Below are 15,096 nucleotides of genomic sequence, written 5' to 3' on the forward strand. Positions count from 1 at the left end.
AGACGATTGTGGGTTGTAAGGTTAAGTAAATAAGCGTATATGACGGATGCCTTGGCAGTCAGAGACGATGAAGGACGTGCTAATCTGCGAAAAGCGTCGATAAGTTGATTTGAAACGTTATTAGTCGACGATATCCGAATGGGGAAACCTAATATATTTAATAATATATTATCGTTATTTGAATATATAGAATAACGAAGTGAACCAGGAGAACTGAAACATCTAAGTATCCTGAGGAAAAGAAATCAATAGAGATTTCCTTAGTAGTGGCGAGCGAACAGGAAATAGCCCAGAGATATACTTGATTATTATATTAATAGAAATGACTGGAAAGTCATACAATATAAGGTGATAGTCCTGTATATGAAAATATATTAATTAAAATCTCAAAGAGTAAAACGAGACACGTGAAATCTTGTTTGAATATAGGGGGATCATCCTCTAAGGCTAAATACTACTGACTGACCGATAGTGAACTAGTACCGTGAGGGAAAGGTGAAAAGAACCCCGGTTAGGGGAGTGAAATAGAACCTGAAATCATATACGTACAAGCAGTAGGAGCATTGTTTTAATAATGTGACTGCGTACCTTTTGTATAATGGGTCAGCGAGTTATATTTTGTAGCAAGGTTAACTGTATAAGGAAGCCGTAGGGAAACCGAGTCTTAAAAGGGCGTTAAGTTGCAAGATATAGACCCGAAACCCGGTGATCTAACCATGAGCAGGTTGAAGGTTTGGTAATTCTTACTGGAGGACCGAACCGACTAATGTTGAAAAATTAGCGGATGACTTGTGGTTAGGGGTGAAAGGCCAATCAAACCGGGAGATAGCTGGTTCTCCCCGAAAGCTATTTAGGTAGCGCCTCGTGTAATTCATTTTCGGGGGTAGAGCTCTGTTTCGGTTAGGGAGTCTTCCAGACTTACCAATCCGATGCAAACTTCAAATACCGAATAATGTTATCACGGGAGACACACAGCGGGTGCTAACGTCCGTTGTGGAGAGGGAAACAACCCAGATCGCTAGCTAAGGTCCCTAAGTTATAATTAAGTGGGAAACGATGTGGGAAGGCATAAACAGCCAGGATGTTGGCTTAGAAGCAGCCATCATTTAAAGAAAGCGTAATAGCTCACTGGTCTAGTCGTCCTGCGCGGAAGATGTAACGGGGCTAAATTATACACCGAAGCTGCGACAATAAAGTTTTTATTTATTGGGTAGGGGAGCGTTCTGTAAGTTGCTGAAGATAAATTGTAAAATTTATTGGAGATATCAGAAGTGCGAATGCTGACATGAGTAACGATAAAATAGGTGAAAAACCTATTCGCCGAAAAACTAAGGGTTCCTATCCAACGATAATCGAGGTAGGGTAAGTCGATACCTAAGATGAGGCTGAAAAGCGTAATCGATGGACAACAGGTTAATATTCCTGTACTTAGTATTATTGTGATGGGGTGACGAAGAAGGTTAAATTATCCAGGTGATGGTTGTCTTGGTTTAAGCGTTTAGGTGAATTACCTAGGAAAATCCGGGTAGTTAATATAAACACTGAGGCGTTATGACGAAGTACTTCATTGTACTTAAGTAATTGATACCATGCTTACAAGAAAAGCCTCTAAGCTTAAATAATATTAAATCGTACTCTAAACCAACACAGGTGGTTAAGTAGAGAATACTAAGGCGTTTGAGAGAACTCGGGTGAAGGAACTAGGCAAAATGGTGCCGTAACTTCGGGAGAAGGCACACTGATATTAGGTGAAGAAATTTACTTTTTAAGCTGAAATCAGTCTAAGATAATAGCTGACTGCAACTGTTTATTAAAAACACAGCACTGTGCAAACACGAAAGTGGACGTATACGGTGTGACGCCTGCCCGGTGCCGGAAGGTTAATTGATGGAGTTATCGTTTACGAAAAGCTCTTGATCGAAGCCCCGGTAAACGGCGGCCGTAACTATAACGGTCCTAAGGTAGCGAAATTCCTTGTCGGGTAAGTTCCGACCTGCACGAATGGCGTAATGATGGTCAGACTGTCTCCACCCGAGACTCAGTGAAATTGAAATTGCTGTGAAGATGCAGTATACCCGCGGCAAGACGGAAAGACCCCGTGAACCTTTACTATAGCTTGATATTGAATAATGAATATTAATGTGTAGGATAGGTGGGAGATAATGAAGTATTAACGCTAGTTAGTATGGAATCGTCCTTGAAATACCACCCTTTAATATTTATTATTCTAACCTAAACCCGTTATCCGGGTTAGAGACAATGTCTGGTAGGTAGTTTGACTGGGGCGGTCTCCTCCTAAAGAGTAACGGAGGAGCACTAAGGTCAGCTAATCACGGTCGGAAATCGTGAGATTAGTGCAAAGGCATAAGCTGGCTTAACTGTGAGAACGACAATTCAAACAGATGCGAAAGCAGGTCTTAGTGATCCGGTGGTTCCATATGACAGGGCCATCGCTCAACGGATAAAAGGTACTCCGGGGATAACAGGCTAATACCGCCCAAGAGTTCATATCGACGGCGGTGTTTGGCACCTCGATGTCGGCTCATCACATCCTGGGGCTGAAGTAGGTCCCAAGGGTATGGCTGTTCGCCATTTAAAGTGGTACGCGAGCTGGGTTTAGAACGTCGTGAGACAGTTCGGTCCCTATCTGTCGTGGGCGTTGGAAGATTGAAAGGGTTTGCTCCTAGTACGAGAGGACCGGAGTGAACGTATCTCTGGTGTTCGGGTTGTCATGCCAATGGCATTGCCCGGTAGCTAAATACGGAAAAGATAAGCGCTGAAAGCATATAAGTGCGAAACTTGCCTTAAGATAAGTCTTCCCTGGATATTTATTTATTTATGAATATCCCTGAAGGGACGTTAAAGACTATGACGTTGATAGGCTGGATGTGTAAGCATAGTGATATGTTGAGCTAACCAGTACTAATAAACACCCGTGAGGCTTAACCTTACAACACCAGAATCGTTTGATCAACTATTAACTTAACTTATTTAAATTAAATTTATCCTGGTATATATAACGCAATGGTACCACCTGATTCCATTCCGAACTCAGAAGTGAAACGTTGTAGTGCCAATGGTAGTGTGAGGTTTCCTCATGTAAGAGTAGGTAAATACCAGGATGAATGATGTGAAAAAAAAATGATTTATAATTATTCTTTAAAAGAATTAAATACATTTGGTATAAATGTTAATGCTTTAAAAATTATAAAAATTAGAAATTTTTTTCAATTATGTGAAATTTGGAAGAAATATACAAAAAAATCAATACCCTGTTTAATTTTAGGTAAAGGTAGTAATGTTCTTTTTTTAAGAAATTTTTGTGGTATTATTTTAATTAATAAAATTAAAGGAATTTACGTAAGTGAATCTAAACAATTCTGGAATTTACATGTAAATTCTGGAGAAAATTGGCATAAATTAGTAAAATATACCATAAAAAAAAAAATGTATGGATTAGAAAATTTAGCTTTGATACCAGGATGTGTAGGTGCTGCACCTATACAAAATATTGGAGCTTATGGAGTAAGTTTAAAAAATTTTTGTCAGTATGTAGATATCGTGAATCCTATTAATAAAGAAATAAAAAGAATAAATAAAGAAGAGTGTTTTTTTAAATATAGAGATAGTATTTTTACAAAGAATATTTATAAAAATCATGTGATAATTTCTTTAGGTTTGTCTTTACCAAAAAAATGGATTCCTCATTTAAATTATAAAGATTTTAAAAATTTTAATTTAGATATTACCCCCCAAAAAATTTTTCATTATATTTCTAATATTAGAAAAAAAAAGATTCCTGACCCCAAAATTTTGGGTAATGCAGGTAGTTTCTTTAAAAATCCATTTGTTTCTGATACATTAGGCTTTAAATTATTAAAAATATTTCCTACTATGCCTTATACTATTAAAAATAATATATTTAAAATATCAGCAGGATGGTTAATTGATCAATGTAAATTAAAAGGATATATACAAAAAGGAGCTATGGTTCATAAAAAACAAGCATTAATAATTATAAATAATTCTAATGCATCTGGTATGGATATATTAAATTTAGCAATTAAAATATATAATATTGTTGGCAATAAATTTGGTATTTGGTTAGAACCAGAAGTTAAAATTATTGATGATTATGGTGAGATAGATCCATCAACTTTTTTTAGTAAAAAAAATTGAATTAAAAATTAAAATATACTAAATATTACTTTAGCTAAAAGTTTTAAATATAGAATATATCGTAAGTAGTCTTTTTTTAATTTATTAAATTAATAATCGAACTAAAATTACTTCTAAAGCTAAAAAATAACCATAAGTGCCTAATCCTGCTATAATTCCATCAGAAATGTCTGAAAAAAATGATTTTTTTCGAAAAGACTCTCTTTTATATATATTAGTAATGTGTACTTCAATAAAAGGAATATTAATAGCTAATAAAGTATCACGTAATGCAATACTAGTATGTGTAAAAGCAGCTGGATTTAAAATAATATAATTAATTTTTTTACTAAATTCTATTAGACAATTAATTAATAAATATTCTGCATTAGATTGAAAATGACTAAGTTTACAATTATTTTTATTCGCTTGATTATCTAAAATATCTATTATGTCATTTAGTGACTTATAACCATATTTTTCAGGTTCTCTTTTTCCTAAAAGGTTCAAATTAGGCCCATTTAAAACTAAAATATGCTTCTTTTTTTGTTCTATTTTTTTATTCATTATATTACAATATATTTTTTATCATTTATAATAACATTTTATTTATAATAAATAATATATTTTTTATAAATAAAATGTTACTATCTGATGATAGTAATACATTTTTAATTAAAGAAATATAAAATATATAATCGGGTTTTTTTATTATGTTAAAAAAATTTCGGGGAATGTTTTCTAATGATTTATCTATTGATTTAGGTACAGCAAATACTTTAATTTATGTTAAAGGGCAAGGAATCGTTTTAAACGAACCTTCTGTGGTTGCTATTAGACAAGATAAATCAGGTTTTCCTAAAGGTCTTGCAGCTGTTGGTTATAATGCAAAACAAATGTTAGGAAGAACACCAGGTAATATTGCAGCTATTAGACCTATGAAAGATGGAGTTATAGCTGATTTTTTTATTACAGAAAAAATGTTGCAACATTTTATTAAACAAGTGCATAGTAATAGTTTTATGCGTCCTAGTCCTAGGGTACTAGTATGTGTTCCTGTAGGAGCTACACAAGTAGAAAGAAGAGCTATAAAAGAATCAGCTCAAGGTGCTGGAGCTCGTGAAGTATTTTTAATAGAAGAACCAATGGCAGCAGCAATTGGTTCTGGATTGCCAGTATCTGAAGCAACAGGGTCTATGGTAATAGATATAGGTGGGGGGACCACTGAAGTAGCTGTAATTTCTTTAAATGGTGTAGTATATTCTTCTTCTGTTAGAATAGGTGGAGATAGATTTGATGAAGCTATTATTAATCATGTTAGACGTAATTATGGTTCTTTAATTGGAGAAGCTACAGCTGAACGAATAAAACATCAAATTGGATCTGCATATAAAAATGAAGAAATATTAGAAATGGAAGTTAAAGGTCGTAATTTAGCTGAAGGAGTTCCAAGAGGATTTAAACTAAATTCACATGAAATATTAGATGCATTACAAGAACCTTTAACTGGTATAGTAAGTTCAGTAATGATTGCATTAGAACAATGTCCTCCAGAATTAGCTGCTGATATAGCTGAAAGGGGTATGGTATTAACAGGAGGAGGAGCTTTATTAAAATATTTTGATAAATTATTAATAGAAGCAACTGGAATTCCTGTTGTTGTTGCCGATGATCCTTTGACTTGTGTTGCTAGAGGGGGAGGAAAAGCATTAGAAATGATAGACATACATGGTGGAGATTTATTCAGTGAAGAATAATAGATTTTAATTTTCTTAAATGATATCTATATGAAATCAATTTTTAATAAAAAACCTGCATTTAAATTAAAAATTATTATAGCAATAATACTATCTGTAATAATTACTACAACAGATATTTATTCTAATTATTTCGTAAAATTACGGTACCATATTGATAGTAATATCAGTTATTTTTATTATATTATTAATAAACCATATGCAATATATGTTAATTTTATGAAAAAAAAAACGAGTAACAGTATTTTACGAAAACGCAATAAATATTTATATAATAAATTGTTGAAACAAAATTTTGAATTATATAACTTAAAAGCTATACAAAATGAAAATCATCAATTAAAAAAAATTTCAAGATTACCTATCTACTATAATAAACAAAAACAATTTGCAGAAATAATACCTACATTCTTTCCTATTTATAAAGATAGAATTTTTGTTAATAAGGGAAGCAGAAATAATATATCTCAGGGAACAATAGCTCTAAATAATAGAGGTATAATTGGACAAGTAATATTTAGTAATAAAGCAAGTAGCCAGGTTCTGTTAGTTTGTAATAAAAATAATTCAATTCCAATTCAAAAACGAAATAGTAATATTAAATTTATTTTAAATGGAGTTGGATGTAACCATAATTTACGTGCTGAAATCCCAAAAAAGATTAACATCCATATAGGAGACTTATTAGTAACTTCTGGGTTAGATGATCAATATCCAAAAAATTTTCCAGTAGCTACTGTAACTAATATTGTATTTGATACTGAAAAAAATATGAATATAATTTATGCAAAACCATTAATCAAAATAGAAGAAATAAGATATTTATTATTACTAACAAATCCAAAATAAAATTATGAGAAATTATTTACTGAAACTATTTATCTATATAACTTTTTTTATATCATTAATTTTGGAAATATTATTTATAAAATGTCATAATTTTATGTTCCATATATCGTGGACATTATTAATCATAATTTGCTGGATTTTTATAATTCCAGCAGAAATTAATATAATAACTAGTTTTATATTTGGTTTTATTATTGATTTATTTACTGATTCCCTCTTAGGGGTAAGAAGTCTACTATTTAGTATAGTAATACTATTTATATTAAATAAACATAAGTTTATTATTAATTTAAATATAATAAATAAAACAATATTAATATTTACTACTTTCAGTGTAATAAATATTATTTATTATTATTTAAATGGTTATTTTTTACAAATAAAATGTTTAAATTTTATATTACAAAATTTAATAAATAGTGTATTATATTGTGTTATCTATTTTTGTATGAAAAAAATTAAATATAAATATATTAACTATTTCTAATTATAAGAAATAAAAGAAATAAAAGAAATAAAAGAATAAAACATTATCCTGTTAGTTGATAATGTTTTAAAAAAACTCTAAAATTTTAAAAAAAATTATAAAATCAATACTTTTTAAATAAAAAATCAAATTATTGTAAATATTAATTTTTATAAGCAGATATATTTTTTTGGTAATCCTGCAATATAAGATGCTTGTCTTATAACTCCCTTAGGGAATAAATTAAAAATAAATACACTATTCCATTTTTCATTTTTATATTTTTTTTTTAACATATTAATTAGTATACGCAAATTAGGTGCTGTATTAAAATTTATATATAGAGAACGCAATACTACTATTACTTTCCAATGATCTGAAGTTAATACAATATTTTCAGAATTAGCTCTTTTAAGAACTGATTCTTTTTTCCAAAAAATATTATGTATATCTTTTTTTTTTTGTAAATTCATATTATGTTTGAATAAATATATAGAAAATAACTTTCGGAGGAAGAGAGATTCGAACTCTCGAATAGTAACCTATTGTCGGTTTTCAAGACCGATGCCTTCAACCACTCGGCCATTCCTCCTTTTATGTATTAGAATATATAATACTTTACATATAGTAAAGTATTTATATATAAATTTAAAGTAAATATTTCTAAAAATTAATTATTAAAATATTATGAAAAATAATGATTTAAAATTAGGTTATCTATATATTGTATCTACCCCAATTGGCAACTATTCTGATATAAGTAAAAGGGCATTAATAATTTTAAAAAAAGTAGATTTTATTTTAGCTGAGGATAAAAGAAAAATAGGATTATTATTAAAATATTTTAATATTAAAAATAAATTATATTTATATTATGAATATAATGAAAAAAAAAATGCAAAATTTTTTTTAGATAAAATAGTAAAAGGTAATAATGTAGCATTAGTTTCAGATGCTGGAACTCCATTAATTAATGATCCAGGATATAGGATTATAAAATTATGCAGAGAAAAATATAAACATATTAGAATTATTCCTATACCTGGTCCTTGCTCTGCTATAGCAGCTTTATCAGCATCAGGCTTACCAACAAATAGATTTTGTTATGAAGGATTTTTATCAAATAAAAAAAATAAAAGAATTAAAAGATTAAATGAATTAAAATATGAATGTAGAACTTTAATTATTTGCGAATCTAAACATAGATTAATAAATTGTTTATATGACATAAAAAATATTTTTGGTAAAAATAGATACATAATGTTTACTAAAGAATTAACAAAAAAATGGGAAAATTTTTATGGAAATACTATAGAAAATTTAATAGAATGGATTGAAAAAAATAAAAATATGATAAAGGGGGAAATAATTTTAATTATTGATGGTTATAAAACTAAAAATAATGATATATTACCTTCTCATATTATTAAATCTTTTTTAAGCCTAAAAAAAGAAATACCAATAAGAAAAGCAATAAATATTATTTCTAATATATTTTCAGTTAAAAAAAATATATTATATAAGATGTATATAGAAAATAAATAACGATTTATTTTTAATAAAATTAATAATTATTAGTATAAAATTGATTAAAACAGTCGCTTTTGTTATAAGTGAAAACAGAAGAGGAAAGTCCGGACTCCGTAGGGTTATGGTGCCAGATAATAACTGGGAAGTAAAAACTTACGAATAGTGCAACAGAAAAAATACCGCCATGATTTTTATTAATTTGGTAAGGGTGAAAAGGTGTGGTAAGAGCATACCGATATATTAGTAATAATATATGACTATGTAAACTCCACCAGGAGCAAGGCTAAATAAGGTTTGTATTAACCCGTACTAAAAACCTGGGTAAGCTGCTTGAGATAATAAGCGATTATTATTCTAGATAAATGACTGTTCTAGACAGAATCCGGCTTAATAATTAATTTTATATTTTTTAAAATTTTATAAAAAATAGTTATTTTTTTCATAAGCATAAAGAGTATTTTGCATTAATGTGGCTATTGTAATCGGTCCAACCCCTCCAGGTACTGGAGTAATGTAAGATGCTCTTTCTTTTGCTAAGTTAAAATCAATATCACCTATAATTTTATTATCATCAATTCTATTAATACCTACATCAATAACAATCGCACCAAACTTAATCCAATTACCTGGTATAAAATTAGGTTTTCCTACAGCTACTATTAATAAATCAGCATATTTAATATAATGTTTTAAATTTTTAGTAAATTTGTGTGTAACTGTTATTGTACAACCAGATAATAATAATTCCATAGCAATAGGACGTCCTACTATATTAGAAGCACCCACAATTACAGCATTTAACCCATAAGTTTTTATGTTATAATATTCCAATAGTCTTATTATTCCTAAAGAAGTACAAGGTCTTAATAAAGGTGCTCTTTGACATAATCTACCTATATTATAGGGATGAAAGCCATCTACATCTTTTTGAGGTAAAATTCTTTCTAATATGTTTATTGTATTAAAATTTTTAGGTAATGGTAATTGTATTAAAATACCATCAATATTATTATTAGTATTTAAAAAATCAATAATATTATAAACAGTATTTTCATCAATATTTTTAGATAAATTATAATCGCAAGAAAAAAAACCTAATTTTTTACAAATTTTACGTTTGTTTTTTACATAAATTTCAGACGCTTTATCGTTTCCAATTAAAATAACCCCTAATCCAGGTCTTCTCCGACCATGTAACAAAAGAATTTTCATTTTTTTGCATATTTTTATATATATTTTTTCGGCAATAGCATGTCCATTAATAATTTTAGCATTCATTTTAAATAACTCATTTTATAATAAAATTATTAAATAATTTCTTTATTTAATTTGAATAAAAAACATAATATGTTATTATGATAAGTAATTTTGCGCTCTTAGCTCAGTAGGATAGAGCAATAGCCTTCTAAGCTATTTGTCACAGGTTCGAATCCTGTAGAGCGCAAGCATTTGAGTTAATTTTATTGTATTTGTATATTTTATTTTTTTTATTTATAATCTTTAATAGCATTCGAAAATGCTTTATCTAAATCAGCTATAAGATCTTTTGGGTCTTCAATACCGACTGATATTCTTAGTAATAAATGGGAAATACCCGCTTTAGTCATTTCTTCTTTTGTTATACAAGCATGTGTCATAGTTGCAGAATGAGAAATTAAACTTTCAACACCTCCAAAAGATTCAGCTAAAGTAAATAAATTTAACGAATTCAAAAAAATTTCTAACATTTTTTTAGAACCATTAAATTCAAAACTTAATATAGCTCCAAACCCCTTCTGTTGTTTTTTTGCTATCTCATGACCAATATTACTATTAAGTGATGTATGATATATTTTTTTTACTAATTTTTGTTTTTTTAAATATTTTATTATGCTCAGAGCGTTTTCTTGTGCTATTTTTAGTCTAGGATATAAAGTCCTTATACCTCTTAATAAAAAATAACTATCAAAAACAGAATTTGTTAAACCTAAATTATTAGCCCACCATAATAATTCATTAATAAAAATTTTATTATTTGAAATAATAGCTCCTGAAATAATATCAGAATGCCCATTTAAATATTTTGTACATGAATGAATTACCAAATCTGATCCTAATTCTAATGGATTTTGTAATACTGGACTTAATAAGGTGTTATCAATTATACTAATTGCATTAGATTGTCTAATTTTTTTACAATAATAAGCAATATCAATAACATTTAGTAATGGATTACTAGGACTTTCTATAAAAATAATTTTAGGTTTATACGTTAATGATAACAAAAATTGTTTTTCATTATGCATAGTAATAAATTTTACTCTATATATTTTTTTATATAAAAGACTTTTAAATAATCGATAACTACCACCATAACAATCATTAGGACAAATTATTAAATCACCTGGTTTTAACAAAGTAATAATTATTAAATAAAGTGCAGACATTCCACTATTTGTAAGAATACAACCTAAACCTTTTTCTAAAGATGCAATGACTTTTTGCACAGTATCACGTGTAGGATTACTTTTTCTTGAATAATCATATTTTCTAGGTTTATTAAAACTACTAAAACTATATGTACTAGTTAAATATATAGGAGGAACTACACTTCCGTATTGTTTATCTTTATTTAAACCATCATGGACTGAAATAGTTCTTTTTTTATAGGAATAGCTCATATTTATATATAAATAAATTTAATTAATATTGCCAATTTAACATATATCGTAACATAAATAAATATTTACACTATAAACAACACTATTTACTTTTATGTATGAAATAAAATAATCATTAAACCATTATTTCATATCTCTGGGTCGTACAGGATTTGAACCTGTGACCAATTGATTAAAAGTCAACTGCTCTACCAACTGAGCTAACGACCCTTTCTTTATAAAACAAAATATTTTATATGGGTGATGACGGATTCGAACCGCCGACATCCTCCTTGTAAGGGAGGCACTCTACCAACTGAGCTAATCACCCTTATACAACTCTTATATGCTATATTTATTACTATAAATAAGTCAATATATTTTTAATAAAAAATTAAAAAATATTTAAATAAATATAAAATATTATTTATATTATACTAATAATACAATATTAAGTAAAAAATTTGAAATTATATTATGAAAGTAATTACTAGATTTGCTCCCAGTCCTACTGGAAACTTACACATAGGTAATATTCGTACTGCTTTATATTCTTGGTTATTTGCAAAAAAAAATAATGGTAAATTTATATTACGTATTGAAGATACTGATGTAAAAAGATCAAAAAAAATTTTTATTGAAAATATTACTAAAACATTAAAATGGTTAAATATTAATTGGGATGAAGGACCATACTTACAAAGTCAAAGATTTAAAAAACATAATATCTTTATTGATAAAATGCTAAGTAGTGGACATGTTTATAAATGTTTTTGTACTAAAGAAGAATTAGCAAACCAGAAACAAGAACAAATATCTAAAAAAAAAAAAATTAGATATAATGGTAAGTGTCGTAATTTAAATAATTTAGTAAATAATACGAAACCTTATGTAATAAGATTTCGTATACCAGATAAAGGATTTATTACGTTTATAGATAAAATTCGAGGAAAAATCATAGTTTATAATAACGAATTAGATGATTTCATAATTAAAAGAACAGATGGTACATTAACTTATAATTTTTGTGTTGTTTTAGATGATTTAGATATGAATATTACTCATATAATTAGAGGTGAAGAGCATATTAATAATACTCCTAAACAAATACATATAATTAACGCTATTGGAGCTAAAATACCTATTTATGCTCATGTATCAATGATTACTGATAAATTTAAAAAAAAAATATCTAAAAGATATCATTCTATAAATATTTTAGAATATAAAAAAAATGGATATTTACCCGAAGCTCTATTAAATTATATTTTACGATTAGGATGGTCTTATGGTAATAAAGAAATTTTTTCATTAGAAGAAATGAAAAAACTATTTAATTTAAAAAATCTCAACAAATCACCAAGTATTTTTAATATTGATAAATTAAATTGGTTAAATAGATATTATTTAAATAAGTTGCCAGAAAAATATATGGTTAATTATTTAACCAAATTTTGCCAACAAAAAAATATTAATACTCATAACGGTCCTAAAATAAAAAATTTATATAAAATATTTTCCAATAGATGTAATACATTAAATGAAATTAATAATTTATGTTATATTTTTTATATGGATCCTATTTATTCTAAAAATATTTTAATTAAACAATATTTAAATTTAAAAAATAAAATAATACTAAAAAAATTACTCAAAAAATTCAAATTAATACACTTATGGTCAGTAAAAAATATTAATTTAATTGTTAAAGAAATAATGACAGAATTAGATATCAATTTAAAAAATGTAATTATGCCTTTACGTATAGCTGTTACAGGTAAAAATAATACCCCGCCCATTAGTAGTATATTATTTTTAATGGGACAAAATAAAGTTATAAACCATTTAAAAAATGCAATAAGTTTCATTGAATTCAATAATTAACGAATTATAAAACTTATTTTTAATAGAATTAAAATAACAACTAAAATTTTAATAGCTAGAGTTTAGACATTATTTATCAATTATATTAATTTCTTAATCTTGGAGTAACTAATTGCTTTTTTATAGATTCAGATAATTCATCTAATGATGAATTATCTGGATGTTCATTATCTGCAGGTTCTCCGGATAATTGCACTTCTGCTAAATATGTGTGTATAGGACGTCCTGAATCATCTTCCATTACTACATGATACCATGGTTTATTTCTTAATGTTATACTTTCTGCTACTTCATCAATTTTTGGATCATTTAAAGAATATTCAGGGTCAACGTCAACAATAACTCCTAAAAAACCTAATAATTTATGTCTAACTTGTTGCCCAATACCAAATTTACTGGTAATCATTATTAAGATCCTTTTTTAAAAAAAATTACTACTATAATAAAACTAATTATATAATAAAATAAATTTATGTGAAGTTAAATCTTAATTTAAGATATACAAATTTTTTTATTAAATAAATTTAGATTAAATTAATTTTATTTTTTTAAATATAAAGAATATTTTCTGAAAAAGAATATAAAATAAATTTTGATTTTTATCAAATGTTTAATAATATTAAATATAAAAGATTTAGTTATTAATTTAACTAGAGAACTAATTAATGATAGAAACTAGACCTATTATTGCAATTATTAATAATAATGCATTAAAAAATAATTTAAAAACTATTAAAAATATTGCACATAAATCCAAAATTTGGGCTGTTATAAAAGCAAATGCTTATGGTCATGGCATTAAAAATGTTTTTAAAAGTCTTGAAAAAAGTGATGGGTTTGCAGTATTAACTTTAGATGAAGCAATACTTTTAAGAGAAAATTATTGTAAAAAACCAATACTTTTATTAGAAGGTTTTTTTAATAAACAAGATTTACGTCTTATTTATAAATACTATTTAACAATAGTAATACATAATAAATGGCAACTTGATATTTTAATAAAAAATCCTCCGCAATACCCTATTGAAGTATATATTAAAATTAATACTGGTTTAAATAGATTAGGATTTAAAAATGAAAATATTATTAATATAATTAACATCATAAAAAAAAATATTAAAATTAGTAATGTTACTTTAATGACTCATTTTATTAATGCTTCAAAAAATTCTAATCTTGTATTAAAACAATTATTATATATGAAAAAAATTATTCATAATTATACATTCTTTCGTTCATTTGCAAATTCTGCTGCTATATTATGGCATCCTCAGACACATTATGATTGGGTTAGACCTGGAATTATATTATACGGAGCTTCTCCTACAGGAAATTGGAGAGATATATCAAAAAAAAAAATAAAACCAGTCATGACTTTAAAAAGTAGAATTATATCAATTCAAAAAATTTATCCAGGAGAAATTGTAGGTTATAATTGTGAATATTATACATATAAAAAACGTAAAATAGGAATAGTTGCATGTGGATATGCTGATGGATATCCAAAAAATATTTCTAATAATACTCCTGTATTAGTAGAAGGAATTAGAACCACTATTTTAGGAAATATATTTATGGATATGTTAATTGTAGATTTATGCAAAATACCTTCAGCAAAAGTTGGTAGTCAAGTAGAATTATGGGGTAATAATATTAAAATAGATGAAATAGCAAAATCTGCTAATACAATTAGTTACGAATTAATGTGTTCTTTATCAAAAAGAGTACCTAGAATAATAAAATAAAGTTTAAGTAAATACTATTTTTTTACTATAAAAAATGTTCTTTAAAATATAATTATTCTATACACTTA

At 26.9% G+C, this 15,096-nt stretch carries 12 protein-coding genes, 4 tRNA genes, 2 rRNA genes and 1 other RNA gene; 11 read left to right on the forward strand and 8 right to left on the reverse strand.

What is annotated here, in order from left to right:
- Positions 1–19: 19 nt before the first annotated feature.
- The 3 genes from GJT88_RS00015 to murB all read left to right on the forward strand — a co-directional run bounded on the left by GJT88_RS00015 (position 20) and on the right by murB (position 4,179).
- Positions 20–2,950: ribosomal RNA gene (locus GJT88_RS00015) — 23S ribosomal RNA — on the forward strand.
- 56 nt (positions 2,951–3,006) lie between these two features.
- Positions 3,007–3,122, forward strand: a 5S ribosomal RNA gene (gene rrf / locus GJT88_RS00020).
- 19 nt (positions 3,123–3,141) lie between these two features.
- A complete protein-coding gene (gene murB / locus GJT88_RS00025; protein ID WP_168894928.1) occupies positions 3,142–4,179 on the forward strand; it encodes a UDP-N-acetylmuramate dehydrogenase in 1,038 nt (345 codons plus the stop codon).
- 84 nt (positions 4,180–4,263) lie between these two features.
- Here the strand turns inward: murB and aroQ are convergent, their stop codons facing one another.
- Positions 4,264–4,725: a type II 3-dehydroquinate dehydratase gene (gene aroQ / locus GJT88_RS00030; protein ID WP_168894929.1), complete on the reverse strand. Its 462-nt coding sequence runs from the start codon at positions 4,723–4,725 to the stop codon at positions 4,264–4,266.
- Between the two features lie 146 nt (positions 4,726–4,871).
- Between aroQ and GJT88_RS00035 the strand changes: the two genes are divergently transcribed.
- The 3 genes from GJT88_RS00035 to mreD are packed head-to-tail and all read left to right on the forward strand — an operon-like array spanning position 4,872 to position 7,251.
- Positions 4,872–5,915 (forward strand): rod shape-determining protein, encoded by a 1,044-nt coding sequence (locus tag GJT88_RS00035; RefSeq protein ID WP_168894930.1) that lies wholly within the window; start codon positions 4,872–4,874, stop codon positions 5,913–5,915.
- A gap of 30 nt (positions 5,916–5,945) precedes the next feature.
- On the forward strand, positions 5,946–6,764 hold the full coding sequence (gene mreC / locus GJT88_RS00040) for a rod shape-determining protein MreC (protein ID WP_168894931.1): 819 nt from the start codon (positions 5,946–5,948) through the stop codon (positions 6,762–6,764).
- A 4-nt stretch (positions 6,765–6,768) separates the two neighbouring features.
- Complete coding sequence (mreD, locus tag GJT88_RS02335) at positions 6,769–7,251, forward strand: rod shape-determining protein MreD (protein WP_168894932.1); 483 nt, start codon at positions 6,769–6,771, stop codon at positions 7,249–7,251.
- A gap of 149 nt (positions 7,252–7,400) precedes the next feature.
- Here the strand turns inward: mreD and GJT88_RS00050 are convergent, their stop codons facing one another.
- Entirely contained in the window at positions 7,401–7,703 is a 303-nt protein-coding gene (locus GJT88_RS00050) for a TusE/DsrC/DsvC family sulfur relay protein (protein WP_168894933.1), read from the reverse strand.
- A gap of 34 nt (positions 7,704–7,737) precedes the next feature.
- Positions 7,738–7,822 (reverse strand) — tRNA-Ser (locus tag GJT88_RS00055).
- A 95-nt stretch (positions 7,823–7,917) separates the two neighbouring features.
- On the opposite strand from GJT88_RS00055, the gene rsmI reads away from it, so the two are divergent.
- Together rsmI and rnpB are read left to right on the forward strand one after the other, a co-directional pair.
- Complete coding sequence (gene rsmI / locus GJT88_RS00060; RefSeq protein WP_168894934.1) at positions 7,918–8,775, forward strand: 16S rRNA (cytidine(1402)-2'-O)-methyltransferase; 858 nt, start codon at positions 7,918–7,920, stop codon at positions 8,773–8,775.
- Positions 8,776–8,811: 36 nt separating this feature from the next.
- Positions 8,812–9,166, forward strand: an RNA gene (gene rnpB / locus GJT88_RS00065) — RNase P RNA component class A.
- An 11-nt stretch (positions 9,167–9,177) separates the two neighbouring features.
- On the opposite strand, the gene folD is transcribed toward rnpB, so the two are convergent.
- Positions 9,178–10,038 (reverse strand): bifunctional methylenetetrahydrofolate dehydrogenase/methenyltetrahydrofolate cyclohydrolase FolD, encoded by an 861-nt coding sequence (gene folD / locus GJT88_RS00070; RefSeq protein WP_168894935.1) that lies wholly within the window; start codon positions 10,036–10,038, stop codon positions 9,178–9,180.
- Positions 10,039–10,130: 92 nt separating this feature from the next.
- On the opposite strand from folD, the gene GJT88_RS00075 reads away from it, so the two are divergent.
- Positions 10,131–10,204 (forward strand) — tRNA-Arg (locus GJT88_RS00075).
- 43 nt (positions 10,205–10,247) lie between these two features.
- Here the strand turns inward: GJT88_RS00075 and metB are convergent.
- The 3 genes from metB to GJT88_RS00090 form a co-directional block, all read right to left on the reverse strand.
- Positions 10,248–11,420, reverse strand: a complete 1,173-nt coding sequence (metB, locus tag GJT88_RS00080) for a cystathionine gamma-synthase (RefSeq protein ID WP_168894936.1) — start codon at positions 11,418–11,420, stop codon at positions 10,248–10,250.
- Positions 11,421–11,557: 137 nt separating this feature from the next.
- Positions 11,558–11,630: transfer RNA gene (locus GJT88_RS00085), tRNA-Lys, on the reverse strand.
- Positions 11,631–11,657: 27 nt separating this feature from the next.
- Positions 11,658–11,730: transfer RNA gene (locus GJT88_RS00090), tRNA-Val, on the reverse strand.
- Between the two features lie 146 nt (positions 11,731–11,876).
- Here GJT88_RS00090 and gltX point away from each other — a divergent pair.
- Entirely contained in the window at positions 11,877–13,283 is a 1,407-nt protein-coding gene (gene gltX / locus GJT88_RS00095) for a glutamate--tRNA ligase (protein WP_168894937.1), read from the forward strand.
- A gap of 85 nt (positions 13,284–13,368) precedes the next feature.
- On the opposite strand, the gene hspQ is transcribed toward gltX, so the two are convergent.
- The gene (hspQ, locus tag GJT88_RS00100) at positions 13,369–13,692 is read right to left on the reverse strand and encodes a heat shock protein HspQ (RefSeq protein WP_211080586.1); all 324 of its coding nucleotides are present in this window, start codon (positions 13,690–13,692) and stop codon (positions 13,369–13,371) included.
- A gap of 256 nt (positions 13,693–13,948) precedes the next feature.
- Here hspQ and alr point away from each other — a divergent pair, with 256 nt between their 5' ends.
- Positions 13,949–15,028, forward strand: a complete 1,080-nt coding sequence (gene alr / locus GJT88_RS00105; RefSeq protein ID WP_168894939.1) for an alanine racemase — start codon at positions 13,949–13,951, stop codon at positions 15,026–15,028.
- Positions 15,029–15,096 lie beyond the last annotated feature (68 nt).

Origin of the sequence: Enterobacteriaceae endosymbiont of Donacia tomentosa (assembly GCF_012571135.1) — a bacterium.
GTDB lineage: Bacteria > Pseudomonadota > Gammaproteobacteria > Enterobacterales > Enterobacteriaceae.